Origin of the sequence: Microbulbifer variabilis (genome assembly GCF_023716485.1) — a bacterium.
Classification (GTDB): domain Bacteria; phylum Pseudomonadota; class Gammaproteobacteria; order Pseudomonadales; family Cellvibrionaceae; genus Microbulbifer; species Microbulbifer variabilis_B.
Genome location: NZ_CP092418.1, coordinates 2,284,555 through 2,311,198, shown reverse-complemented (window position 1 = coordinate 2,311,198; position 26,644 = coordinate 2,284,555). Strand labels below are relative to the sequence as shown.

22 protein-coding genes and 1 tRNA gene are annotated in these 26,644 nt (G+C 50.2%); 2 read left to right on the top strand and 21 right to left on the bottom strand.

Annotated elements, in window-relative coordinates; genetic code table 11:
* Positions 1 to 71: 71 nt before the first annotated feature.
* From MJO52_RS10310 to MJO52_RS10235, 16 genes are all read right to left on the bottom strand, one after another.
* Positions 72 to 2,282: a response regulator gene (locus MJO52_RS10310; RefSeq protein ID WP_252085853.1), complete on the bottom strand. Its 2,211-nt coding sequence runs from the start codon at positions 2,280 to 2,282 to the stop codon at positions 72 to 74.
* 45 nt (positions 2,283 to 2,327) lie between these two features.
* Positions 2,328 to 2,531, bottom strand: a complete 204-nt coding sequence (locus tag MJO52_RS10305; RefSeq protein WP_252085852.1) for a DUF2788 domain-containing protein — start codon at positions 2,529 to 2,531, stop codon at positions 2,328 to 2,330.
* A gap of 109 nt (positions 2,532 to 2,640) precedes the next feature.
* The gene (locus MJO52_RS10300) at positions 2,641 to 2,913 is read right to left on the bottom strand and encodes an acetyltransferase (RefSeq protein WP_252085851.1); all 273 of its coding nucleotides are present in this window, start codon (positions 2,911 to 2,913) and stop codon (positions 2,641 to 2,643) included.
* A 225-nt stretch (positions 2,914 to 3,138) separates the two neighbouring features.
* Positions 3,139 to 3,624, bottom strand: a complete 486-nt coding sequence (gene gspM / locus MJO52_RS10295) for a type II secretion system protein GspM (RefSeq protein WP_252085850.1) — start codon at positions 3,622 to 3,624, stop codon at positions 3,139 to 3,141.
* A gap of 43 nt (positions 3,625 to 3,667) precedes the next feature.
* On the bottom strand, positions 3,668 to 5,002 hold the full coding sequence (gene gspL, locus MJO52_RS10290; protein ID WP_252085849.1) for a type II secretion system protein GspL: 1,335 nt from the start codon (positions 5,000 to 5,002) through the stop codon (positions 3,668 to 3,670).
* A gap of 33 nt (positions 5,003 to 5,035) precedes the next feature.
* Positions 5,036 to 6,091, bottom strand: coding sequence for a type II secretion system minor pseudopilin GspK (gspK, locus tag MJO52_RS10285; RefSeq protein WP_252085848.1), 1,056 nt, complete (start codon positions 6,089 to 6,091; stop codon positions 5,036 to 5,038).
* Positions 6,018 to 6,827 carry a type II secretion system minor pseudopilin GspJ gene (gene gspJ, locus MJO52_RS10280; protein WP_252085847.1) on the bottom strand — a complete coding sequence of 270 codons (810 nt, stop codon included), beginning with the start codon at positions 6,825 to 6,827 and terminating at the stop codon, positions 6,018 to 6,020. The genes gspK and gspJ overlap by 74 nt, the downstream gene beginning before the upstream one ends.
* 5 nt (positions 6,828 to 6,832) lie before the next feature.
* Entirely contained in the window at positions 6,833 to 7,216 is a 384-nt protein-coding gene (gene gspI / locus MJO52_RS10275) for a type II secretion system minor pseudopilin GspI (protein ID WP_252085846.1), read from the bottom strand.
* Positions 7,206 to 7,793, bottom strand: coding sequence for a prepilin-type N-terminal cleavage/methylation domain-containing protein (locus MJO52_RS10270; protein ID WP_252085845.1), 588 nt, complete (start codon positions 7,791 to 7,793; stop codon positions 7,206 to 7,208). Before MJO52_RS10270 ends, gspI begins: the two co-directional genes overlap by 11 nt.
* A gap of 20 nt (positions 7,794 to 7,813) precedes the next feature.
* Positions 7,814 to 8,242 (bottom strand): type II secretion system major pseudopilin GspG, encoded by a 429-nt coding sequence (gspG, locus tag MJO52_RS10265; RefSeq protein WP_252085844.1) that lies wholly within the window; start codon positions 8,240 to 8,242, stop codon positions 7,814 to 7,816.
* 266 nt (positions 8,243 to 8,508) lie between these two features.
* The gene (gene gspF / locus MJO52_RS10260) at positions 8,509 to 9,726 is read right to left on the bottom strand and encodes a type II secretion system inner membrane protein GspF (RefSeq protein WP_252085843.1); all 1,218 of its coding nucleotides are present in this window, start codon (positions 9,724 to 9,726) and stop codon (positions 8,509 to 8,511) included.
* Between the two features lie 2 nt (positions 9,727 to 9,728).
* A complete protein-coding gene (gene gspE, locus MJO52_RS10255) occupies positions 9,729 to 11,225 on the bottom strand; it encodes a type II secretion system ATPase GspE (RefSeq protein ID WP_252085842.1) in 1,497 nt (498 codons plus the stop codon).
* Positions 11,222 to 13,261: a type II secretion system secretin GspD gene (gene gspD, locus MJO52_RS10250; RefSeq protein ID WP_252085841.1), complete on the bottom strand. Its 2,040-nt coding sequence runs from the start codon at positions 13,259 to 13,261 to the stop codon at positions 11,222 to 11,224. Before gspD ends, gspE begins: the two co-directional genes overlap by 4 nt.
* Before the next feature lie 58 nt (positions 13,262 to 13,319).
* The gene (locus MJO52_RS10245; protein ID WP_252085840.1) at positions 13,320 to 14,012 is read right to left on the bottom strand and encodes a type II secretion system protein N; all 693 of its coding nucleotides are present in this window, start codon (positions 14,010 to 14,012) and stop codon (positions 13,320 to 13,322) included.
* A gap of 221 nt (positions 14,013 to 14,233) precedes the next feature.
* A complete protein-coding gene (locus tag MJO52_RS10240) occupies positions 14,234 to 15,163 on the bottom strand; it encodes an electron transfer flavoprotein subunit alpha/FixB family protein (RefSeq protein WP_252085839.1) in 930 nt (309 codons plus the stop codon).
* Positions 15,163 to 15,912 (bottom strand): electron transfer flavoprotein subunit beta/FixA family protein, encoded by a 750-nt coding sequence (locus MJO52_RS10235; RefSeq protein WP_252085838.1) that lies wholly within the window; start codon positions 15,910 to 15,912, stop codon positions 15,163 to 15,165. The genes MJO52_RS10240 and MJO52_RS10235 overlap by 1 nt, the downstream gene beginning before the upstream one ends.
* Before the next feature lie 353 nt (positions 15,913 to 16,265).
* On the opposite strand from MJO52_RS10235, the gene MJO52_RS10230 reads away from it, so the two are divergent.
* Positions 16,266 to 17,903, top strand: a complete 1,638-nt coding sequence (locus MJO52_RS10230) for an electron transfer flavoprotein-ubiquinone oxidoreductase (RefSeq protein ID WP_435583635.1) — start codon at positions 16,266 to 16,268, stop codon at positions 17,901 to 17,903.
* Positions 17,904 to 18,033: 130 nt separating this feature from the next.
* Here the strand turns inward: MJO52_RS10230 and MJO52_RS10225 are convergent, their stop codons facing one another.
* From MJO52_RS10225 to MJO52_RS10210, 4 genes are all read right to left on the bottom strand, one after another.
* Positions 18,034 to 20,763 (bottom strand): TonB-dependent receptor domain-containing protein, encoded by a 2,730-nt coding sequence (locus MJO52_RS10225; protein WP_252085837.1) that lies wholly within the window; start codon positions 20,761 to 20,763, stop codon positions 18,034 to 18,036.
* 121 nt (positions 20,764 to 20,884) lie between these two features.
* A complete protein-coding gene (locus MJO52_RS10220; protein ID WP_252085836.1) occupies positions 20,885 to 22,534 on the bottom strand; it encodes a serine/threonine protein kinase in 1,650 nt (549 codons plus the stop codon).
* 460 nt (positions 22,535 to 22,994) lie between these two features.
* A complete protein-coding gene (locus MJO52_RS10215; protein WP_252085835.1) occupies positions 22,995 to 23,558 on the bottom strand; it encodes a DUF1285 domain-containing protein in 564 nt (187 codons plus the stop codon).
* A complete protein-coding gene (locus MJO52_RS10210; RefSeq protein WP_252085834.1) occupies positions 23,551 to 24,228 on the bottom strand; it encodes a TetR/AcrR family transcriptional regulator in 678 nt (225 codons plus the stop codon). Before MJO52_RS10210 ends, MJO52_RS10215 begins: the two co-directional genes overlap by 8 nt.
* Positions 24,229 to 24,613: 385 nt before the next feature.
* On the opposite strand from MJO52_RS10210, the gene MJO52_RS10205 reads away from it, so the two are divergent.
* Entirely contained in the window at positions 24,614 to 25,462 is an 849-nt protein-coding gene (locus MJO52_RS10205) for an acyl-CoA thioesterase (RefSeq protein ID WP_252085833.1), read from the top strand.
* Between the two features lie 497 nt (positions 25,463 to 25,959).
* Here the strand turns inward: MJO52_RS10205 and MJO52_RS10200 are convergent.
* A tRNA-Pro gene (locus MJO52_RS10200) sits at positions 25,960 to 26,036 on the bottom strand.
* Between the last annotated feature and the right edge of the window lie 608 nt (positions 26,037 to 26,644).

The following is a 26,644-nucleotide window of genomic DNA, read 5'->3' as shown; positions in this document are numbered from 1 at the left end:
CCATAAGAAAGCCGCGGCAATTGCCGCGGCTTTCTAGTATCCAATTATTAAATAATCCTAGTTCAGCAACTCTAGGCGCTACCCAACCAACGGGCCAAGGTTTCCCGTAACAGATCCTTGCTCAGGGGCTTGGTTAGATAATCATCCATTCCTGCCGCTAAACAACGCCCTTCGAATTGTTCTTCTGTGGTACTGGTTAAAGCAACGATTGGTAATCGATCATCAGGCCTGTGCTCTGTTTCCCATCGGCGCAGTATCTCGATTATCTCGGCACTGTGATCGGTATTTTGCTGACAATCTACCAGGGCCAGGTCGTAATGCCCCTCTGATAAACGCAGCAAGGCCTCCTCTCCATTGCTGGCGATATCTACCTGGTAACCGAGTGCCTGCAACATCTCTTCCGTTACCCACTGATGTGGACGGGAGTCCTCCACCAACAGCAGGGAATATTGCCGCGGCTGGTCGGCACCACCTTTTACTACACGCCGAGTAGTTCGCTTGGCGCCGCCAAAGATTCTCTCCACCAGAGTATCGTGCAACTCCTTACGGGTTACCGGTCGTCCCAGGTAGAGAGCTGAAGGTACGAGTCTTTGCAATTCCGCAAAAGAGGACTTTTGACCAAAGCCGCCCAGGCATATCAATGGGCAATCACGGTCCTCAGCATGAGTCTTTTCAAAGAATGGTGTAACTGATTCGAAGAGTATCTCATCGCCCATGGCGGGTACCAACATGATCAGTTGCCCTCGCTCCAAAGCCTGCTGAAGGAGCTGCTGTACTTCACACTCGCAACCTTCACACCAGCGCTGGGACTTTACGTCCATACCAAAGGAGCGCAGCATCTGCATCAAGCCGGAAATAAACAGGCCCTTTTGGTGTATCAGTAAAACCTCACTATCCTGCAAACGGCGGTCCGGGGTTAAGTAAGTACGCTGATTAGGTTCAATAGTAAATTTGACTACGACCTGGTAGCGGTTACCGTCTTGATTGGAGTGCAGTTGTAGATACCCCCCCATAGCTTCCGCCAGACCCTTGGCGATAGACAGCCCTAAACCTGTAGTTACCTGATTGGTATCCATTCTGGAAAAAGCACCAAACAGCTCGCTCTCATCGGGCAGGATTTCACCGCGGCCGTCATCTTTCAGAGTAATATTCAACTGCCCTTCTACAGAGGTGATCGGGGTAAAACTCACTTCGCCCCAAAGCTCTCCCCGTTGGGCAATTCCCGTAGCCGAGTCCACCAGATTGCGAATCAACTGAGCTGTTTTGCGATTATCGCCAGTGACCATCACCGGCAGGCTGTCATCAATCTGAAAGTTAAATTCCAAAGACTGACTATGGGCTGCTCGCGCAGCGAACTTGAAGGACTTTTCAATGGTTTTGACCAGGTTAAATGGCCCCTGGCGCATACGGATATCTTTGCGAGCAACGCGGGTAAAGAGCCCCACATTGTCCACTAGCTTAAGCTGTTGGCTGCTGGCATTTTTGGCCAGCCCCACCCACTCTTTTTGACGCTCGCTGAGCGGTTCTGCCTCCAAAAGAGACAAGGCCCCCAAGGCATCAGAAAGCTGGCTGCGGAATTCCTGACCAATATTAACAATAAATTCATTCGTCAATTCAACGGCCGCTTCAGAGTGCTTTCGTGCTGCAGCCAGGCTGCTCGCACGCTGCTGCAACTCCTGCATAGCCGACAGGCGTTCCCAATAATTCTCCGACTCTCGCCGCCCCTGGTGAGCGGTCAGCCAGATAAAGGCCAGAGTGAGCGTCCCGTAAATAGTACCGAGGATCATGCCAGAGAAAAGAGCCATCAATGCCGCTGGCAGTAGAGAAGTAACCGTAAACCAAGTGAGAAAACGGTGATAAGGCGAGAATACCGTGGTCACGCTGGAGCAAAAGATGACGGTATAGATCCACAGAAAGTGGGTCTCTGGGGCAAACCCCATATAGTAAACAAAATAGAATAAAGTCAGGCCCCACCAGATAGAGCCAAGAATCGATACAAAAAAGTAATGATTACGCCAGCGATTGGGTCCCGAACTATACAAATGACCAAAACGAAAAACGTAGTAACCGCGGATCAGCGTGAGAACCACTAACCCGGCCCCTAGAATCAGCAATAAGCGCGGAGCTTCCAGGCGCATATCACCGATGGTGGCCGCGATCAAAAATGCACAGAATGAGAGCACCATGCCTCGCCGGCTATATTTGGCGATACGCATATCGGTGGCACGGCAAATACGCCGATCCTTCTGCACCTTGAGTTCAGGGCGATCAAATAATGTCATAGCGACCTTCCCTGGAGCATTGGGTATCCGGTGACATAGAGGTCCCTAGCCTATCCCAAGTACTTCAACCAGTACTGTTTTTATAATAAAGCCGAGCAGTCCAAGACCGAGTGCCAGAAACAGGATAAAGGTGCCAAACCTACCCGCTTTAGAATCCTTGGCCAGGTTCCAGACGATAAACACCATAAATAAGATTAGTGCGCCAATTCCCAACCACAGGGAATACTCTTCAAACTGCTCAAAAGTCATGCAAATCTTCGCTTGTAAAAATTGGCGCGCATTGTACAGCGCTTAACAGCTACAGGTAAGACTTGGCCGAATACAGTCGGTCAGCTCACCCATTAACATGACTGGCAGTTCAAGCACCCTGATAATAGTCACCATCTTCCTGCGCGTGGGTTCCACAGCGCAAACGACGCACTTCCTTCTCACGATAGCGGCTATCGTGCCAACATCTTGGTAGTGGCTCACCAGACAGAAAACACAAGTCTGTTTTATCGAAAACTTCTGGGTCTTGTACCTCTTCCCCCCACAGATAGCGGCCAACTACCGTGAGCTCATAGGGATTCGAGAGCGTGACAACATCTGCCACCTCAACCAAGTGCTTGGTGGTTACATCTTTAAAAAGCATAGTGGCACCTTTTTCCACTTCCCATCTTCAGTATAGGGCTTTTGGCGACAATTCTGGCTAAATTAGGGTTTATTGAAATGATGTAAAAAAGAAATGCAGCTACAGGGCAAGGAGGAGCACATAATTGTAAAGAGCTTGTGATCTGCAGAACACATATGGATTGATAAGGAGAAGCCTAATCTTATCCGGACTTCTCCAAATTCTATAAAAAAAGATAGGGCTCCTTTAGCCCTCAATAGTCAGACGAGCGGAAACCATACCCTGCTCCGGCAAAGCATCAAGGTTGATGGTGCGAACACCCAATTGTTCTTTCATCAACTGGTTTAGCCATGGCTGAAGATCCTGATAGCGCACCTCTTCAACCCATAGACGAATACGATTTTCCCCTTCGGGCTCAAATCGTTTAATCGTGACCCGGTTTTGCTTGGCCGCATTGGTTACCCGCTGCAACAAAGTGCCGGAAGCTTGGCCGCCCCCACTATTGGGTTTAACACGGGAGAGCACGGGTCGCTGGGACTCCATCCACAGAACCAGCTCCTGTGACTCCTCTGCTCGCGCGCGCGACTCATCGAAAAAACCTTTGGCCGGACTGTAAAGGCCATAGACAATAAAAAGCACCCCGGCAAAAAGACTAAGGATGCTTAAGGCGCGTTGATCACTGGGTGACAGCGCCTGCCACTTCTGTTTCCACTGCTCGATTTGTTCTTTCATTCTGCTCTAAATACCGAATTCTTTCGCCTTATACCTTGCGCCTCTAGCGCACACGCACCCGCCCGGATACGCCCTTCTTCAACTCATTGGCACCAAGTAAATCTGCACGCAAACCATTGCCAGACAGCTTGCTGACAAAAGTGTCCAAATCTGAGAGGTTCTGTGCCTTAAGCTGCAATACCATTTCACCGCGCTGGCCATCAAAGCGAAGTGATTGAAGTTGCAACTCTTTACCTCGCTGTTGAGTCCATACTTTGCTGAGCTGTTGCATATGGGTGGTAAAGGCGCCGCCCTGATTCCCCGCATTTTTTAAGAAGCCATTTAGCTGCCTACGCAGCTGGGCCGAGGGACGTACATTGGGGAACATCTCCGTGAACATGGCTCTAGCCTGCTCTTCTGCCTGCTCGGCCTGCCAGTGGTAGTAGGCCCCAGCACCGACAAAAAACAGAAGTTGTGCGGCAAAACAGAAGGCGGCTACTTTGGCCGGCTTTAGCCACCATACCGACTCAGTTTTGCCGCTGGCTAGTTGATAATCGCCACTGAGCAAATTACTAAGTTTGCCGGGCTTATAACGCTCGAGAAAAACTTCTTCAGGTGGGCGCTGATTGACTTGTAGGCGATCGGCAAAAAGTGATTCCAGCTCGGCAACAACAAGACCGTCCTCTTCACCGCCACCCAGTAATAGGAGTTCTTTGCCCTCTTCCCCTTCCTCCTCATCAGCACCTTCTTCAGAAGTAATATCTGCGCCAAGAAGGGAGCCTAACAGAGGCTGGAGGTATTCGCGGCGGATCGACAATCCCTGCCCTGTCGACTGCCAAAAATGAGCCTGCTCTCCATCCAACCAAAGGGAAAGGTCAATATCGAGTAGATCCAATAGTAAATATTCTGGTAATGCCTCAGCCAAAGGCCAGCCGAGTCGCTCCACCTGACTGTGCAAAATTTCCATCTTGTCTTTGGAAATCGCGTAAATGCTACAGATATCACCATTGCGAGGCGCACAGACAAAATGCAGATCTTCTACATCCTCTGCAAGCTGCTCTTCGACCATATAACCAATAGCGTTGGCCTGACGTCTAGCTGCTTTGGGGATAGATTCAACGCCACTCCAAACCCAGTTACCAGGCAGAAGTAGCAGCGCCTTACTGCCCTCTGGCAAGTTCAACGCTGGGTGGATGTCGGGTACAGCCGATGCCTCAAACTCTGGATTGAAGGCTGAAAGGAATTCATCATCCAGAGCAGCTTCACACCAAGAGCCATTCTCCCACTGATGTAAGGTGAGCCCACCGGCGCCAGTTTCAGAGAGCCGCAGCAAGACCAAAGCTGGCTTGGGTGGCACTGCAGGCATGCCGATTTCATTTACGCTTTTCTTTTTAAACATACAATCTTATTGGCTATCTACTATCTAGACTCGCTACGGTGCCTTGTAGTCGAGTAATTCCTGCATCATTGCACCAGAAAAAGTGCGCCGCTGGCGCTGTACAACTTTGACTTCACCGTCCCCGGCCTCATCGAGCCATAGAGACGTCTCCCAATACTGGCGGTAGTCTTCACTATCTCCCAGTTGGACAGCAATACGCGCCAGAAAGTGCTGGCTATGAAACACAAACTGGTTGGTGTTGTTGAAGCCATGAGAGGACAGATCCCCCGACTGGCTAAGGATGCCGCCAGACTCTCGAAACAGCAGCAACTTACTCACACTCGCGGAGGGGTCCACCGCTTCCAAAAGCTCCTGAGAAGCCAGATTGATATTGATCTTGCTTCCAGTCTCCGGCAGCGCACACAGGAATGGAGCCAGCTTCTGCCAGTCTTCCGGCTCCATACCCTGTACAGAAGACAGTTCCGATATATCACTGATTAAGGTATCTGGGGTGCGATGGGCAAGATCCCTACCGAGATAGCCATCGTCCTCGGTTGCTGAAGAACGCGGTGTGTCGTTGTCATCCATCCAGTCGGCAATAGTCCCGGCTAAGTCTGATTTTCCTGTGACATTGCTCACCAGTCGGCGAAAAATATCAAACTGATCGGTGCCGTTACCGCTATCGACAAGATTATTTACATTAAAGCAAGAGTTTAAGTCTTTGATATTTATGCGTATTTTTCCGTTATCAGGATTGAACTGCAAGGCCGGTGCTGCCCAGGCCTCAAGAGCGTGATCGGCAGGTTGGGCAGCGTCTTTATCCTCTTCATAATCCTTAAGTAGCGCCACCCTACTCCAGGCCTCAGCCCCAGCGACAAACTCGGCTAATTGCGAATTAGCTAAAAGAGCACCACTTCGGGTGATGGAAATCTGATCTCGGGTAATGGCGTGCGAGACCAAGGCAATTGCAATCACCATTACAAGCAAAACCGTAATCAAGGCCACGCCCCGCTGGCGGCGAAAAGTCTTTATCGACTTAGAGCCGCTCATCGTTACCACCTCCGCCGGAATCATCCCCACCTGAATTGCCGCCGTTTGAGTTGTTCCCACCTCCAGAGTTGTTCCCACCTCCATTACCACCGTTGCCGGAATTAGCTCCAGGAGGACTGAACTCTACAGTTGAGAAGGAGAATACGCGGCGTATTTCACCGTACTGACGGGTCATTAACACGATCTCGATAGCCTTTGGCAGGCGGCTATCTGCACTGGTAGTAGATGCTGTAGTACCGGCTGGCGGCCATTGGGCAACCCAGGCATCTGAGCTAGGGTCAAAATATTGTAAAGTCAGGCTCTCCACACCGGCGAGCAGAGGTTCAACAATTGGCTCCGAGTCAGGGCCTCGGTCTAAAACTTGCCAGCGACTGCGCAATAACAAAGCCCCAGGATCTTCCTCTTCAGTAAAGGAGCTGCTTCTCTCATCGTCTTCTGGGTAGCCGATACTGTAACCCAGCCGCTGAAGTTCACCCCGGGGCTCACCAATAAGGTTTGCCGCCCCAAGGCGGGTAAATTCGAATTCGTCCTGATCACCGCGCAAAGCGGGTTCATAGCCCGTATAGGCATTTTTAATCGGTCGCGCTGTTACCTGGCGCAGGTCCTCCTCCAGACGATAGAGAGCCATGGAAAAACGGCGCAACTCTTCTGCACGACGCTCAACAACACTGTCGGAATTATGGAAAACTTCTAGAAGGGAAAACGAACCAACACTGATAATCGCCACCAGCACCAGTACGACGAGCACTTCAACCAGAGTAAAGCCTGACTGGCCCTTTATTGGAGAAATCTGCATAGAAGCTACTCCTGCGCCGCCCAGGCATCCAGTGTCAAAGTTGGGTTTTCAGCATCGGGGTAACCCACTTGAATCACGATATGGCGAAGGCGCTCTTCGCTGGTTGCCTCTACCTTTGCGGTCACTTCCCAGTCTCTCTCCGCAAAGGACATTTCCTCTTTTTTCTCACCAATCGGAGGCCAGGGAGTTTGTACTCTAATTTGCGAGAGTACCTGTTGAGCGACCCAGTTAGCTGCGAGCCGCTCCTCCATAACTCTTTGGCGCTGCACGCTGCTCTGCATAGTGCGCAATACGCTGGCGGCAATAACCCCAAAGATGACCAGGGCGATCAAAACCTCAACCAGGGTAAAACCGCCCTGTCGGGCCAGGGAATTGCGCTTAAAGGTCATCGGCTTGCCACTCTAGCTGCAAGCCATAGAGGCTACTGTAAGAAATTGTCGCGCCACGAGAGAAGTCGCCATCCTCAACCAGAAAAACGGCTAGTTTGATCGGGAGTACTTCACCACTCGATAAAGCGACAAACTGCGGCTTGATCTTTTCCTCATCGCTCTGCTCTTCAGCAAACTCTGTGGATTGGGTGGAAGGCAGCTCCGCCTCTTCAAGCACCTCCAAACGAACGATAGCGGGAAGCTCATGAGCCGCAAATCGCTGGCTGCGCCGACCGGCAGCAGCCATATCGGGAGCCTGCCAAGTCATTGAAGTGGGATCAAATCGCACTACCGTATAAGACTCGGGTTCAAGCACTACGCCGTAATGGGCTTTATCAATTAGGGCACGGTCCGCGACAAGCTGCAACAAGGCGGAGAGACGTTGAGTCTCCCCTTCCCAAACACGCACCCCGGAACTGCCCAGGGACATCATGGCCATGCCAGCCAAGCTGGCGATGATAACAATCACCACCAGAATCTCGACCAGCGTGAAACCCTGATTACGCTTGAGCCTACTGCGGGCTGATCGCCTATACATCGATTGCTGATTGAACCGAGTTACAGGTCAGCAGCAAAAATATCGGCGGCTTCACCCTCTCCACCAGGCTTACCATCCGCACCCAGGGAGAACAGATCAAATGCGCCGGCACTACCGGGGCTGATGTACTGGTAGTGATTACCCCAAGGGTCCTTGGGTGCTTTCTTTAAGTAAGGTTCAGTCCAGTTTTTAGCTTCGGGAAAACCGGAGGGACGGGAAACTAGAGCTTCCAGACCCTGGTCAGAACTTGGGTAAACAAAGTTGTCCATGCGGTACATGTCGAGGGCAGTCTCGATAGCACGAAGGTCAACGCGAGCGGCCTTCATACGGGCTTCACCAGTTTTGCCCAAAACACTGGGAACCACCATGGCGCCGAGAACACCGAGGATCACAATCACCACCATGACTTCAATCAAGGTGAAGCCACCACTTCTGCGTAGGTTTCGCATTTTTTTCTCCAAGTTCAGCTGAAAGCTGGGAACCCCCAGGGCCACGAAGGGAATCGTGGCCCCAATTTAAAAATATTCAGTTTTTGTAAAAAGAGATCTATCTACACTCTCAAAGCAGTAAGAAGCCGAGCACCCCTACTAAGCCGAGTCCAATAAGTACCCTTGAGGCCTCGCGTAGGGTAAAGCCACGGCTGTTTAGTAAGGATTTCATCTTCCCCTCCTAAATAACCTGCATCCTGAATCTGTGGACTTCACTACTTTGAACTCTACATAGCCAGTTCGTTCATGCTCATAATTGGCATCATGATGGCCATCACGATAAATAGTACGATAGCGGCCATAACAAGCAACATCAGCGGTTCGAACAAGCTCACAAAAGCAGTCACCGCCCCCTGAAGGTCTTGCTCCTGGGACTCCGCAGCCCTCTGCAGCATTTCGTCCAGGGTGCCAGAAGACTCACCACTGGCGATCATGTAGATCATCATTGGCGGGAAATACCCAATATCTTCCATGGCTCGGTGCAAACTACCGCCCTCACGTACCGTCTTCTGTGCAGTTTCCAGACGATCCTTTAAGAACTCATTGGTCATTACCCCGCGCGCAATACCCATTGCCTGCACCAGTGGGACACTACTACCGGTAAGGATCGCCAAGGTTCCCACATAACGGGCACTCTGCGCACCGCGAACCATCCAACCAATTACCGGCAGGTCCAATAGGCGATGGTGAAACTTATATTTGATCGCCGGGCGGCGCAGCATAATGACCACACCCGCAATAATGGCCCCTAGCGCTGGAGGCACCAGCCAGCCCCAGGCGGCAATAAAGTCACTCATTGAGACCAGTATCCGAGTGGGCAGCGGCAAAATTTGTCCGGTGCCGGTGAAGACCTCAATAACATCCGGCACCACATAAACCATCAGGCCAGTAACCACGAGGACACAGATAAAGACCAATACCATGGGGTAAATAAGTGCCAATTGCACTTTCTGACGAAACTGCTGCTGCCCCTCGGTGTAATCTCCCAAACGTTCCAGCACCGCATCCAAGTGTCCGGAGTGCTCACCAGCCTCCACGGTAGCCCGGTAGAGCTTGGGGAAAGCCTTGGGGAAACACCCAAGGGCCTGGGCAAAACTGTGGCCCTCCAAAATCTTTCCACGCACCGCCAGCACTACCCGCCGGATTTTCTGGTTGCGAGTCTGGTTGGCAATTGCCCCTAGGGTCTCCTCCAACGGAATACCGGCGCGCAACAAAGTGGCAATTTGGCGGGTAAGCAGGGCCAGATTTTTAATGCTGAGCCCGGGACTTCCGGACATAAAACCGCCAGCACTCTTCTCAGATTGCTCGGCGGCAGGGGTAACATCCAGAGGCACCATGCCTTTAGCACGCAATTGCTGCCGCGCCGAACGGGCACTATCGGCCTCTAGGGTTCCCTTGCTTTTTCGACCGGATGCCGCGAGGGCTGTGTACTCAAACGCTGCCACGATTAAGACTCCTGGGTTACCCGCATGACTTCTTCAAGGGAAGTCCTGCCGGCCAGGACCTTGGCAATACCGTCATCGCGGATACTCGGCCCCAATTTACGTGCTTCTGCCACCAGCTTGCTCTCGGAGGCTCGATCGTGGATCAGCTGGCGCATAATTTCATTGAGCGGCACCAACTCATAAATACCGATTCGGCCCACATAGCCGCTATGGTTACATTCATCACAACCATTGGGGCGGTAGATGAGAGCATCCTCAGCGGGAGCGACGCCGAGCACTAGCCTCTCCCCTTCATCGGGAACATGGGGCTGCTTACAGGTAGGGCAAAGCACCCTGACCAGGCGCTGTGCCAGAACTCCAATCAAACTGGAGGACAGCAAGAAAGGTTCGATGCCCATATCCATCAGACGGGTAACAGCACCAAGTGCAGTATTGGTATGCAGGGTTGAGAGTACCAAGTGACCTGTCAAACTCGCCTGGATGGCGATCTGCATAGTCTCAAGATCTCGAATCTCACCAATCATCACCACATCCGGGTCCTGACGCAAAATTGCGCGCAAGCCCCGTGCAAAAGTCATATCTGCCTTGGTGTTGACCTGAGTCTGTCCAACCCCTTCCAGGTTGTATTCGACCGGGTCTTCCACCGTCAGGATATTTTTTTCGCGGCTGTTAATGCTGCCGAGGCCGGCATAGAGAGTGGTCGTTTTACCTGAGCCCGTCGGGCCCGTAACCAGAATAATGCCGTGTGGGTGAGCCAAAAGCTCAGTCATGACATTGTGGTCCCGCTCGGACATGCCAAGTTTGGACAAGTCCATTTTACCTGCTTGCTTATCAAGCAGGCGCATCACCACCCGTTCACCTGCCGAGGACGGCATGGTGGAAACACGTACATCGACTTCACGCCCGGCCATCAGTAGTGAAATACGGCCATCCTGGGGAATACGCTTTTCAGCGATATCCAGCTTGGCCATTACCTTGATACGGGAAACCAATAGCGGAGCCAGGGCGCGCCGAGGCTGCAGCACCTCGCGCAGCACGCCGTCTACCCTAAAACGCACAATCAAGCGTTTTTCAAAGGTCTCAATGTGAATATCCGAAGCCCCCTGTTTCAGGGACTCCGCAAAAATCGCATTGATCAGCTTAACGATGGGCGCATCGTCTTCCTGCTCTAGTAGATCTTCTGTTTCCGGTAGCGAATCTACAACTGCGGCCAAATCCAAGTCATCACCCAGCCCCTCTACTTCGGAGAGGTTGCCCCCTTCACGGTTTTCGTAGAGGCGCTGCAAGGCTACCTGGAAAATTTCATCTTCTACCGACTCCAGGCTTAACGCACCACCATTGATACGTTGCACCTCAGCAATCGCAGAGGGGCTCAGCGGTGCAACGTATTGGCACAGCGGGCGCCCCTCCTGCTCCAGTAGCAGGACCTTATGGCGCTTAGCGAAAGCATATGGAAGGCGACGAATTGCTGGAGTCCCTGTTCCTGTATCAACCGTCATTTAGATTCTTCTACCTCCAGCACCTCAACCTCACCATCCAACACTTCAACCTCGCCAGGTACTCCCTCTAGGGCGTCTTCCAGGTTGTCAACGGCATTGATAGAGCCATCTACCGGCGCTGGGCTTTCGTTATAAGTTCCTGTTGGCGGCATCAGGTCAGGTAGCGCATCACCGCGGTGCCAATCCCACAGCAGGCTCGTTCTGTCTTTCAAGAAAATCTGCTTCTGCTGCATATCCATGTAGCGTTTGCGGGTTTCTTCATAGCCAGCCAACTGGGTGCTCAGGATCTTGGGTTTCAGGAACACCATCAAATTAGTTTTTACGACTTTCTTGGTATTGTTTCGGAACAGACGCCCTATTCCTGGAATATCCCCCAACAAAGGCACTTTCTGCACGGAGTCAGTAACATTATCTTCTATCAGCCCACCCAAAACCAAAATCGCACCATCATCAATCAATACCTTGGTGCGAATTTCACGTTTACTAGTAACGATGTCCGAGGCACCCACAGCGGCATCAGCTGCAGCGGAAAGCAGGTTTTCAACCTTCTGCTCAATTTCCAAAGTTACCGAGTTATTGTTATTTACACGTGGAGTGACTTTGAGGGTGGTACCAATATCTTCCCGCTGAATAGTGGTGAAAGGGTCGTCATTGCTACCGGACAACAATTGCTCACCAGTAATAAAGGGTACATTCTGCCCGACGAGGATTTCAGCCTCTTCGTTATCCAAAGCCATAATGGTCGGCGTAGACAGAATATTGGTATTGCCTGCAGTGGCAAGCGCATTCACTGCAACTCGGATATCACTTCCACTCAAATAGCCTAAATGTAATGCATTCGCGCCAGTGATACTCGTGAAAGGAAGGGAGAACGGATTGATATTCCCATCTCCGTCTTCAGCCGGTAGGTTGTTCCAGCCGGCAACAAGGTTTTCATCACCCGTGATCCAGCTGATACCAAGGTTATTATTGGTATCCTCTTTAACCTCGACAATAATGGCCTCAATCAGCACCTGAGCACGACGTACATCCAGGCGTGCGATCACGCCTTTCATTGTTTCCAGTAGTGCCGGGGGCGCGGTGAGGACCAGCGCATTGAGGGATTCGTTGACCTGAATACTGACTTCAACGTTCGCAGCCTGCTGGTCTTTTTCTGTATTCTGAATACTACCGCTCATGCCTTCCAGAATTGGCTTCAGGTCGGCGGCATTGGCATACTGGACATAAACCACAGCCGTATTGCCATCACCATCCAGCGGCTGGTCCAAGCGGGCAATAACGGTTCTGATCTGCTGGCGTGTTACTGGGTCACCGGTCAAAAGAACGCTATTGGAACGCTCGTCCACTGCGATTCGCAACGGTTGAACTTCCCGGCCAGCGCCCTTGCCACCAGACGCCTGCAGCAAGTCATTGAGAATTTGCTTCACTTCTTTGGCGGAAGCAAACATCAGTGGCACCACTTCAATATCGATGGCACCCGCACGATCGAGCTGTTTTACCAAGAGAACAATCTGGTCAATATTCGCCGCACGATCAGCAATAATCAGGGTATTGGTATCAGCATAAGCTGCCAGGTGGCCAGTCTGAGGAATCAGCGGGCGCAACATAGCGATCAACTGGGAAGCTGAGATATTCTCAACTCGAACAGTACGAACGACTAATGATTCGGCCGGCGCACGGGTATTTTCATCAGCAACCGGTATCGCCTGCTGCTTGGCAAGGGCATCGGGTACCACTTTCCAGGTACCACCCTGCTCTACCAGGCTGAAACCATTTACTTGAAGCACCGACATAAAAACATCGAAAGCTTCATCATGTGTCATAGGGTCACCGGCAACAACGGTGACTTTTCCCTTTACATTGGGGTGGACAATTATATTTTTTCCGGTGAAATCCGCTGCCCAGTTAATCAGGTCGCGAACATCGGCATTGTCGAGAGAAAGGGTAACTCTCTCCGGGCCCTGAGCCAGCGTTGCAGTAGACACAAAAAAACTAAACCCGACCGCAATCAGCCGTCGATAAAACATCTTCATCATTATTTATCTGGCTCTAGTAAATGTTCAAAAAACTCAAAACAATCTAGTTAGACAGTTTTTATTGGGGCTGGCGCTGAGCACGACGCTCACGGGCCAGTTCACGCAGCTTTTCCATCCGCTCTCGAATACTTTCCTGGCTCGCCTCACGTCTTGAGGAACTTCCCGCACTACTACTTTGCCTAGATTTGCGTGACAGGCTTGAGTAGTTTTTCAGCGGGACATTGGGGCGGCCATCCATCTCGGGATATGTCAGCTTTTCCATCCTGCCATTACGACGAAGAACTACATGGTCTACCTCAACAGAATAAAGTTCTGCGCCACCAGGCAGGGAATCTCCCACATACAAACGCTTTGCAGGCTTGCCTTTTTCGGCAACCAGGGCGCTGGCTTTACTCTTGTCCGAATTATCCAAAACGCCAGAGAGGACGATGTTCAGCTGGGTTATAGGGAGGTTGGAGAGATCAACTTCGGGAACAGCTTCTTGCTTCTTGGCTTCGGCATAACCAAAGAAGGGAGTGTTCGGTATTGAAGCTGCCTGGGGGGCACTCACACGACTATCATTGCGCTCGGCCAGCAGAGACTCTTCCGGCTCTGCAGGAATCAGTAAAGAGCCATAGGCGAGTAGATTGCCAGATACCCACAGCAACCCCACCGCAGATGCCGCCATGGTGCCACGAGAGAGCGATCTGCGTGAATCGCCCTGGCTAAAGCCTTTACCGACTGAGCTAATGGCTCGCTTTAATGGGGACATGAACATACCCACATACAAGTTCAACTTTCTTAGGTTATTGGTTTTTGACGCCTATTTTGTTGCCTTCGCCTTCGAAAGGCAACGCTCCTGCCCAGTTAAACGTTGCAAACCAACACTTCGTCCCCGAAATTGCACACTAGTTCCGTAGTCCAGAAGCCAAAAATGAGAAAAGGCGGCAATACGCCGCCTTTTCCAGTACTGATCAGTATACTAATCAGAAATTACAGCTTTGCTTCCAGCTCGGGGACTGCTTCAAACAAATCTGCCACCAAGCCGTAGTCAGCAACGGAGAAGATTGGAGCCTCCTCATCTTTGTTGATAGCCACAATAACCTTGGAATCCTTCATGCCAGCCAAATGTTGGATGGCACCGGAAATACCAACGGCAATGTACAAGTCTGGAGCAACGATCTTACCGGTTTGGCCAACTTGCATATCATTGGGCACAAATCCAGCATCTACTGCAGCACGTGAGGCGCCAACCGCCGCACCCAGCTTGTCTGCCAACTTGTATAGCATCTCGAAGTTGTCGCCATTCTGCATACCGCGACCACCGGAAACTACCACGCTAGCGGCAGTAAGCTCAGGGCGGTCGGATTTAGCAAGCTCTTCTCCTACGAAAGAAGAAATACCGGCGTCATCGGCAATATCTACAGCCTCAACAGCTGCACTTCCACCTTCTGCAGCCACTGCGTCGAAAGCAGTAGTACGAACGGAAATCACCTTTATGGCGTCAGAGCTCTGCACGGTCGCGATAACGTTGCCAGCGTAGATTGGACGCTTGAAAGTATCGGCACTCTCTACAGAGATAATGTCAGAGATCGGTTGAACATCCAGCAGCGCAGCGGCGCGCGGCAACATGTTTTTACCGGTGGTAGTGGCTGGCGCCAGGATATGGCCGTAATCTTTACCCAGATCGGCAACCAGCTTGGCAACGTTTTCAGCCAACTGGTGCTCGTAAGCAGCGTTGTCAGCCAACAATACTTTGCTTACGCCATCAACTTTAGCAGCGGCGTCTGCAACAGCAGAACAGCCTGCGCCAGCGACTAGGACGGCGATGTCACCACCGATAGCTTTAGCTGCGGCGATAGTGTTGAGCGTAGCGCCCTTCAGTTCGGCGTTGTCGTGTTCAGCAATAACCAGGATGCTCATCAGATTACCTTCGCCTCGTTTTTCAGTTTCTCTACCAGTTCCGCCACGTCGGCAACTTTAACGCCAGCCTGACGCTCTGCTGGTGGCTCGACTTTCAGGGTTTTAGTGCGAGGAGCGATGTCTACACCCAACTCATCGGGAGTAGTAGTATCGAGAGGCTTCTTCTTGGCCTTCATGATATTCGGCAAAGATGCATATCGTGGCTCATTCAAACGCAGGTCGGTAGTCACGATAGCTGGCAGCTTCAGCTCAACAGTCTGCAGGCCGCCATCGATTTCACGGGTTACCTTCACAGCGTCGCCTTCTACAACCACTTCGGAAGCAAAGGTGCCCTGCCCCATACCAGTCAATGCGCCCAGCATCTGGCCAGTTTGGTTGTTGTCGCCATCGATAGACTGCTTGCCGAGAATAACCATTTGCGGCTCTTCTTTATCGACAATCGCCTTCAGGCACTTAGCCACAGCCAGAGGCTGCAGTTCGGCATCGGTCTCAACCAGAATGCCTCGGTCGGCTCCCAGCGCCAGTGCTGTGCGAATTTGCTCCTGGCTCTGCTTGGGACCCATGGAAACGGCGACTATCTCACTAACAACGCCTTTTTCCTTCAAGCGAACCGCCTCTTCTACTGCAATTTCGCAGAAGGGGTTGATAGACATTTTGACGTTGGCAGTATCAACGTCAGTGCCGTCCGCCTTGGGGCGAACCTTGACGTTGTAGTCGACAACGCGTTTCACAGCTACAAGAACTTTCATGGAAATCCCGTCTCAAATATGCTTTTTAACAGCCGCGACTGACGATTCTCATCGCGAACGGATACGGTGTTCTGGTCAAACAGGTGTTTGAACGGCGTGTATGGTGGCGGTTCTATACCGCAAAATCAATAGCCAAATAGAAGTGACTTCTGCCATTCATGCAATCTATTTCAGGAAATAGAGACCATCTATTCAGCTTCCCTAAGCTGTTGAAATACAGCACATTTGCCATAGCAAATGAATAGTCATGCAATTGGTAGGGTTGAATAAACGCCTATATAATCCGCCCTCTATATAAATGATAAGGCCGGAATGGCCGCAAAAAGTTGAATACAACTGCTGAGGAGAGTGCCGTGGAACGCGAATCAATGGAATACGATGTAGTGATCGTGGGTGCCGGTCCGGCCGGATTGGCAGCGGCCTGCCGTATTCGCCAGCTCAATGAAGATGTCTCAGTATGCGTTGTGGAGAAAGGTTCCGAGGTCGGCGCCCACATTCTCTCCGGCGCAGTTTTTGAGCCAACTGCTCTGAATGAGCTATTCCCAGACTGGAAAGAGCGCGGCGCCCCGCTGAACACAGAGGTCAAGGGCGACGATATCTACGTTCTGCGCAGCGATGAGAATTCCATCAAAGTGCCCAACATGTTTGTGCCAAGCACCATGCACAATGAGGGCAACTACATTATCAGCCTCGGTAACCTTTGCCGCTGGCTGGCCGAGCAGGCAGAGAACCTGGGGGTGGAGATTTTCCCCGGCTTCGCCGCTGCAGAAGTTCTGTACAACGAAGATGGCTCTGTAAAAGGTATTGCCACCGGCGATATGGGTATTGGCTTAAATGGTGAGCAGAAAGACTCCTATATGCCAGGCATGGAGCTGCACGCCAAGTACACTCTTTTTGCCGAAGGCTGTCGCGGCCATCTGGGCAAGCAACTGATTGAGCGCTTCAAGCTGGATGCAGATGCCGATCCGCAACATTATGGCATTGGCGTTAAGGAAATCTGGAAAGTTCCTGCGGACAAACACCAGCAAGGCCTGGTAGTTCACACAGCAGGCTGGCCTTTGGAGCAAAGCGGCACCCACGGTGGTGGTTTCCTTTATCACCTGGAAGACAACCAGGTTGTGGTTGGCCTAATTACCGATCTCGCTTACAGCAATCCACACGTAAGCCCCTTTGACGAATTTCAGCGTTACAAACATCATCCGGTAATCAAACAATACTTGGACGGTGGTCAGCGTGTCGCTTACGGTGCACGTGCCATTGTTAAAGGTGGACTGCAGTCTCAGCCAAAGATGACCTTCCCTGGCGGCCTGCTGATCGGCGACAACGCCGGCACCCTGAACTTCGCCAAGATCAAGGGCAATCATACCGCGATGAAGTCCGGCATGATCGCCGCTGAGTCCGTAGTGGAAGCCCTTGCCGCAGAGCGCAACAGTGAAGAGCTGACCGACTACACCGCCAAGTATCGTGATAGTTGGGCCTGGAAAGAGCTGCATATGCAGCGCAACTTCGGCCCGGCACAACACAAGTGGGGCAACATCCTCGGTTCAGCTTACGCATTTGTCGATATCAATATCTTCAAAGGCAAGCTGCCCTGGACCCTGCGCGACACCAAAGCTGACCATGCACAACTGAAACCGGCTGCGGACTGCGCAAAAATTGACTACCCCAAACCCGACGGTGTACTCAGCTTTGACAAGCTCTCCTCTGTGTTTATTTCTAACACCAACCACGAGGAAGACCAGCCTTGTCACCTAACCCTGAAGGATCCGGAGATTCCGCTTAACCACAATCTGCCGATTTATGATGAACCGGCTCAGCGTTACTGCCCTGCAGGCGTTTATGAAGTGGTTGAAGATACCAACGGCAAACGTTTCCAGATAAATGCACAGAACTGTGTGCACTGTAAGACCTGTGACATCAAAGACCCAACCCAGAATATTGTCTGGGTTACTCCAGAAGGTGGCGGCGGCCCCAACTACCCAAATATGTAAGCAGTTTGCTTTCTGGCGCCTTCGGGCGCCATTTTTGTATCCGCGTTATTAGTCAGCGCTCTTCTAAGATCGCAAAACTAGATGAACTCCTGCTTCCAGAAGTCGGAAGCAGGATTTAGCAGGCAGAAAATCAGAATTTATACTGAGCACTTAAGGCAAAGAATTGGCCAAGCTTCTCTTCGAATACGATGACGCCATCACGCTCAATCTCGATAGACTCATCCAACAAATTTTGCATCTTGGCTTTTATTGTCACTTCTTCGATGGGATACCAGGAGTAAGTCAAATCCAAAGAATGAAAAGGTTGTTCATATGAGTCTGGATCAAGTTTACGGCCGGCGAGATGCAACCTCTCACCAAATACGTTATACCCCAATGTTGCCGAATGGTTGCCATCAGGACTATCAAAGCCCAAAAGCATATTCACGACAAACTCCGAAGCCCCCGTCATTTCCCGCTCAGGATTCGTAGGCGCATCAGCCTCACCCCCCGCAACCAATTCCGTCTCCTGTAGAGTGACATTACCCTGCACAAAGAAACTCTCCATAGAGTCACCCAGGAAGCCGAGCTGCTTCATGCCCTCGATTTCAATACCGGTAATTTCTCCAGACTCGGCATTAATAATTTCCCTGGCTACATTGGTGTCACTGGAAGCCGCTTCAAAAAATTCTATGGGGTCAATAACATCCTTATAAAAAGCGGAAACCGTTAAGTTGTCCCCACTATCGAAGAACCATTCGGCACGCAGATCATAATTATGGATTTCAGAGGGACGAACACTGGGGTTACCTTTGACCTGCTCTCCAGTAATAGGATCGATATAATACGCATCGGTAATTTCACGAAGATCCGGCCGTACAGCTGTCTTTGAGACTCCAAAACGAAGCTGAAAAGTCTCCGCCCAAAACTCTCCCATATAAGTCAGTGAGAAAGATGGGTAAATGTCATCTTCAGAATATACAGCTTCCAGCAGTTCTTTCGGGTCAGTTATTACTTGAGGGTCATCTATGGTGTAGCCATAAGGATTCCACTCAAGTGCCACTTGACTGTAATCCTCCCAGCGCGCCCCAGCCGAAATTCGCCAGGTTTCAAATAATGTCCAATCGAATTTACCAAATACTGCATCTGTAGCCGTAGCTGCTAAATAGCTTTGCTTGTTACTTCCCGCCAAGTCGAAAACGTAGTCATTTCCATTGTTGGTGATATTTTCATCACCAAATACCTCGCCCAGCGGGCCAACGAGTACATCTTCAGTAGCCACACTGAAGATATCTAGGCGCAGCTCAGTTTGCTTGTATGAGCGCCCCTTCTCCATCCTCGCGAAGCCACCCGTCAACTCCAAACTTGAAAATGAAAATTCTAGAGGCAAGTTGACTGACCAACCGTAATTTTTGACTTCGTCTTCAAGTTCTGTAAATCGGAAACCTGCACTTCGAGAACCCGTACTGACCTTAGAGCTAAGCACTTCACCCGTCGTAGGATCAGTAACTGTATCGGAAATGACGTCGACCTGATTGGGGATATCTGTGGTCGCTGTTGCATCCGAATAAAACCAATCAACAATCACCTCTTCCGGAACCAGATTGAAGAACTCAAAAGGAAGAAGGGTTTTGGTCTCGGGTCCCAGAGAGTGATTGCCTTTGACCTGATTTAGGTTTAGCTCTCTTTCTTCATACTTCAACAAATACTCACGATAGCCTGAACCGTCTGATACCTGCCGGTTCTCATTAAAGTAATCCGTAATAGAGGTTTCATCATCAGTATTGCGCAGGAATATACTCGTAGTTTGAATCACATGCTCATCAGCAAAGCGTATACCTAAATTTAAATTCCCACTGATATCCACTGAATAAGTTGACTTGTTGCGATTATTCAATTGCTCTTTGGGGGCACCAAAGTTGCGCAGGGTTCTCTCAGACTCCCTCCACTTACTTTTATAAGAGGCTCCAGCCAGAAATCCCAACTCCCAAAGATCATTGAAGGAAAAACGGTTGCCTACACTCGCTTTCATATCCCTATCCAGATCACTGGAATCCACTTCGATAGAAATATCACGATTGAGATTTAAGGCCAGTTCACGATTTATTGCTTGGGCTGCATCATCGGCTTCATGCTCACTGGCATACTGATTTCCCTCCTCAACCAGAACTTTTCTGATATCGGAGATACCCAAGCCTCCCCTAAAGCGTTTTAGCGCTGCGGATATTTCTCCTGGGAGTGCCCTGGTACCATCATCAGTTCCGAAGATGTCATCATCTCCACCCTGATAACTCAGAACCTCGTCACTGGTTTCCGTATTGCTTCCTGTGCCGAACTCTACAGAATAAGTCAGATCATCGGGAATTCCCTTTGTGCGAATATCCACATTGCCACCGCCAAAGCTAGCAGCCTGATCAGCAGAGTAACTCTTCTGAACAGCCAGGGAATCCACTATGGAAGTAGGGAATAAATCGAGAGGAATCACATTTCGAGTCAGGTCCGGTGAGGGTACTATCGCACCATTTAGCGTGGTACTTGAGTAACGCTCCCCCAATCCACGCACATAGACGAACTTATCACTCACGAGCGATAGTCCCGATACCCTACGCAACGCAGCCGCCACTGTAGAATCCCCTACCCGACCGATCATCTCGGCACCAAGGATATCGGTGACCACTTCTTCTTCCAGGCGCTCACTGACCAGGGCCTCCGCAGAGTCCCGCAAACGCCCCTGAACTACCACTTCTTCAATCCCTCGTGCTTTACCAGTGCTTTCTTCCACCAGATCCGCATCCTGGGCAAATACACCAGGAGCCATAGCAGAGGCCGCGGTAATAGCCATTACCAACGGCAGTCTCTGGAAATTTTCATATTTAGCCATTACACGGGCCTCTTATCATTCCTATTTTGGGGCATCAAAACCAAACAAGGCGCCAACCCCATCAGCGAAGGCGGCGCCCTGCAGGTTCAGGAGAAATACTCCTAACAATCCCTAAAGCTAATTATTCAAACCAGAGAGGCTGTGCACGGTTGCCCTGGTGAAGGCCGTAAGTCCAACCTTGAGTCCAGTCAGTGCCATTTATATCGAGGGCACCCAAGTAGGCGCGTTCAAACGCAGTTACAGTAGGCACGGCATCATTGATGCGCTGTTGATCAGCAGCCACCGTATAGATTGCAGGGGTTCCGTCTAGCAAAATAAAATTGGTATCAATACCGATGGTTGGGCTCACCGCACCAGAAATCGGGGCAAACTGGTTTCCGTTATCTTCAGCCCAGGCCACTAAATCGAATGAAGCTTCGTCGGTTTTAGTGCGATCTTCACAAGCAAAAATGTTTGAGGTCAGGGCTAGCTCTGTTCCGGAGGTCGCTTCGTTACGGGTTTGAGCACTCTCCATACGTAAACAGTAGTTGCTACCATCATCAGCCGTTTCGTCAGCTTTAAATGAGGCAACGATCATTGAGTTAGTAATCATTGGGTAAATACCCTCACGCAAGCGCCACCCAGCACCCGGATCATGCGTACCTTCTTTTTGAGCAGAAACGATACAAGTCAGACCATCAATCATAGGGCGACTGTTAAGCCCTTGATTAATCAGTGCGGTGTAATCAATCGTGTCTTTATAAGAACCGATTCCATCTGCCTCAATACAGTGGTTGCCATCATTTTCACTCTGAATCACCAGGGCATTGGTGATACTTCCACGGTAACCCTCGTCAATATCGATTGAGTCATCTCGCACATAAAGGGCAACATAATTATTAATATCTACCGCACCGCCAAAGAACTCAATCCCATCATCAAAAGTGGAATAAGCCTGCAAATTGTTTACCACAGTCCCATTTCCAACCGCATCAAATGAGATACCATTGAGTTCATCGCCACTAGCGACCAAAGCTCCAGTATGTTTTACGACGACATAGGAAAGCTCACCAGAGTTATCCGCATTGTTGTCGCCGCCGTAGTATGAAGTGTTATCGTCAGTAGACCCCTCAGCAGCAACATGACACTCTCCATCCAAGACCAAATCTCCGCCGCCAATAGAGCCTTTATATTTACATTTATTGGTAACACCAAAACCATTGATAACCATTCCACCCCACTGGGATACTGCATCAGCAGTCACAGTGCCGCGAACATCAGTTTCAGAAGTGAAGGTAATTGGTGCGGATTCAGTACCACGGGCAAAAACTTGCGAGCCACGATTCACGACCATAAAAGCCGAGTTATCCTTGAACGCAACGGTTGTCCCAGCCTGTATCTCCAGCTTTACGCTATCTCCACCCTTGGTGATACCAGCGGCCTGCAAGTCGGCATCACTAGAGAAATTTTCACCAACAAAAAGACTACCATCAAAAATATGGGCTCCACCTTCTGAAAGCGCCGGGAGGTACAAATCTTCAGTTAAAGGATTGGATGCAGAAACAAAATCGGTTCCATATCGGCAGTTACCACTCTCATAGGTACCTTGCACACCAGAGCTTTCAACAATTGCACAGGGGTTTTCTGAAGAACCGCCTCCAGAATTATCAACAGAGTTATCTACTGAATTATCTACGGTCTTAGGCTCAACACTGACACCACCACCATCACAACCCGCCAATAAAGCCGCAATTACGGCAGCCAGGACAACTCGATTTTGTATACGCTTCATACTCCCCCCTAAAGGAATTAATATCCAAAATATGAGCAGCCTATGAATATTGACCTCAGATTTTTACTTACAGGTAAAAACTTGAAATCAAATAATTGACTGCCTGAACACTATGTTTGTTTTTACGCCTAAGCGAATAGGACGGAGGGGAGTGTAGAAACGGCGTGTTGCGAATTTGTTAACTTTTTATATGTTTTCAGTAATTTTTGCACTAGAAACTTGAACTTTACATTTAATTGTATTTTTTATTTCCCTTGGATTTACATACGCTTTCAGAAAAATGAAAGAAATATAAAAACCATTAAATCTTGCCAATTTGCACAAGACTGCAAAAGAAATATGGAAAGTTATGAATCCAGGGAGAACTTACGTTAAAGGCGATTTCAAGAGGGGCTTATCTAAGTAGTTAGATAAACCTGGGGGAATAGAAAACAACCCCAGGTTTAGAAAAGGGCATTTGCTAATAAGAACCCAAAAGAAATTCGCCACCTGCACTGCGTATAAACAGCTGCCCAGAACCATTTTCCCCCAGCCTTCTCTCTTCTGCCCAGTCTACCAGCTGGTAGAAGACATCACGGGACACCCTGGCCATTAGGCCATTTCGGGCTTCTACGTAGGGGACTGGCTGCGCAGGTGTGCCGAATTCTTGAAGCTGCCAATTGCTACCTTGATTCAGCTCAATGACATCGCCCACACTCGTAGTGAATAATAGCCGCTGCTCCTCACCCTTTGAGGCACTGCGCGCAACCTGAGTAGCTACAAAGGGGACATCCTCAACCTGTATTCGCAGCTTTTCGACAGGAGTGACCAGAAAGTACTCATCCCCTTCCCTCTTCAGAATGCTAGCAAACAACTTCACCAGTGGCTGGCGGCGGATTTCGGTTCCTTCATGAATCCAGCGACCATCACTCTTGATCACCATATCCATATCGCCACAGAAATCCGGGTCCCACCGGTCAACCGGTGGGTGCCCGTGGAACTCCTTTTGCAACTTTTGCAGTTGCTGAAAAAGTGGCTCAGCCAAAGGAGGACCCCGCCGTGTCGCCAGAATGGCCGCTCTCCATGGGTTTACGCTGTGAGGTATCACCAATGTGTACACCCACATCCATAATAAACTCCATCAATCCCTCACGATCCTCGATCACATCGGCAAAGGATTTGGAGTGATAGAGCTCTACTGCGCCCTGCACTAGGGCCCAGTAAGTGGAGTAATAGAAATAGGCAGGCACTTTTTTCAGCATCCCCTGCTCTATCCTGCGCTCAAATACTCGGTTTAAAGCCGAGGTGTTGGAGTTACGGATAGCGTGTAATTCGGAGATCATCTCAGGCGCCAAATTGAGAGAGATAATCTTTTCTTCCAAGCGCTGAAAGAGGCGATCCTTACCAGGATCAGCCATACGGGACTCAAAGTAGGCACGGGCGGGCGCGGTAATGTCGCCTTTCTCTGCATTCTCTACTGCGATCTTCAGGCGCTCTGCCAGGGACTTTTCATAGTCCATCAGCAGCCGCATATAGATTTCTGTTTTAGAGATAAAGTGCTTGTAGATGGTGCCTTTGCCTATATCTACACGCTCAGCAATCTGCTCAACCGTGACTTTCTCTTCACCATGCTCCAGCAGAAGCTCCAGAGCCGCATCCAGGATGCGCTGCTCACGCGCGCGAAACCTCTGAACCTTCTCTTTTGCCTTATCCATACTTCCGACCTTCTCTGCCCGTAATGTTGGGGACTGAAATTGACTATTCATTCATGAATGATAGGCAATTCGAGTCGCTTGGAAAAGAGAATCGGGAAATTAGCCTAGAAAATACGCCCAAAGAGAGAGCAGCCCGCCTAAATTTTGTCCTAATACGACATTTAAGGTCCAAGTTAGCCATCATTTTCGCCATGAATGACATCACATTGCTAACGCAAAGCGCTCAACTAAGTGAACCATCAGCCACCAATGAAACTTGATGCAAAATTAATGACTAATAATGGCCTTTACGTCATCTACTGTTATTATCGCTCTTCTGGGCAGACCTCCAATGCCAGCCCAGGCAAACCCGACTATCACTTATAGGTAACAGGTAGAGTCGTCCATGTTGGAAAAGCTGAGCAAACTTCTCGACGTCGAAGAGCTGGATCGTCACCTCTTTCGCAGTCGCCATCACGTCGAAAATTATCGAAAAGTACTCTTTGGGGGCCAGGTGCTTGGCCAAGCCCTGATGGCCGCCGCCCGTACCGTCGAGGATCGCCTGCCACACTCCCTACATGCTTATTTCTTACGCCCTGGATCAAGCGAGCTACCGGTAATCTATGAGGTGGACCCAATACGTGACGGGGGCAGCTTTACCACCCGCCGCGTTGTGGCCAAACAGCGCGGCCGCGCGATCTTTAACATGTCGGCCTCTTTCCAGATCCAGGAGCCTGGTTTCGATCATCAGGCCGACATGCCTGCTGTGGACATACCTGACCCAGAAAGCTTAAAAAACACTCAGGAGCTGGCTCTGGAGGCTGGCCTCGTTAGCCCGCAGTATGACCAGCGCCGCTATATGATCGACTTCCGCCCAGTAGATCCACAAAGCTACTTTGGTGCCGAAACCCGAGAAGCCAAGTGTATGTTCTGGTTGCGTGCAGAGGGCGAAATGTCTGATGACCCTATCGAGCACCGAGCAGCACTCTGCTATGCCTCTGATATGGGACTACTGGGCACCTCTCTGCAGCCACATGATATTTCCCTATTCGATCCACACCTGATGCCAGCCAGCGTTGACCACGCCATGTGGTTTCATCGCAACTTCCGTCTAGATCAATGGCTTTTGTACGTCACTGATAGCCCGTCTGCCGGTGGTGCACGTGGATTTACCCGCGGCCAGATCTATACCCGCGATGGCGTGTTGGTAGCCTCTACCGCACAAGAAGGCCTCATTCGACAAATTAAAAGCTAAATCGAAAGGTTATAACTAAAGCCAGACAAGAAAGCGCCACTCATTGTATCGGTAGAGATAGCCCAGCCGGGAATGAGCGGCGTAACCTTTTTACCTGAAAATCTCATAAATAGCTTCAGGATCTCCACGAGTGAATAGTCCCTTCTAATCCACAAAGACAATCGCTACCAATTTGGCGATCTCGCCGACATAAGCTGGCAGTTTTCTTCTTAGGATACGTAACAGGCCACTCTGCATTTTTGAAGTGTGAGAAGTATGGAGCCATTTCGCTTTAGGGGCTCGCGAAAATACCTTCATCTACATGTGGGGCACCCTCTTAACCCCTGCCCCATAAGAGCAAAAAATGGAAAAAGTACAGACCATTCTCAAGCACAATAACCGGAGTTTATTAATAAGGCTTTTGAACCATGTGGAAAGTTGGTGCTAGAAATACTCAGGAGAAAAGAAGCAAGCTGACAGACACAAAAAAGCCCGCAGCATGCGGGCTTTTTAAATAATGGTCGGTGAGAGAGGATTCGAACCTCCGACCCCTTCGTCCCGAACGAAGTGCGCTACCAGGCTGCGCTACTCACCGAGGTCGCGAATACTACGCGCCCACTTTTTATCGGTCAAGTATTTTCGACGCAAATTTCATCTTCGTGCATTTTGCATCCAACCACCTTACTTTATGGCTTTTGAAGGCTTTATCTCTCCGCTATACGAACATCTTTGACTTTATGTTATCGCCCACTCTGAAATAACCGGCTTGCCTATTCGGGAGTCTTATTTTGGATATATTTCAATCAATAGTGTACTCCTGCTGATTTCGCTCCTTCATTACGGCAAATACCGCATGCGGTGCACTTGGTGAGCAATGAACTCCTGCAATTGCAGGGCATCATCTGCTGCGTAGATACCGCTCACCTCAACACTGGTGACCAGAAATAGATGGTATTTGCTTGGAACTAACAATATGTTAACGGCTTTATAAGTGTATTCTTTCAATCGCTATTTAAGTGCCTTCCAAGTTAATGGGTGTCCATCACATTATTCGTAGCCTGATACCAGGTGACCTCTACCTTGATCCTGGATACTACGCCTTTTTAACTGCACCAAGATTTTTCACAGCACACATAGAGTTTCATTCAGTACTACCTATTGCTATTAAACCCGGCGAAGCCAATAGATTGATAAAGATCCATG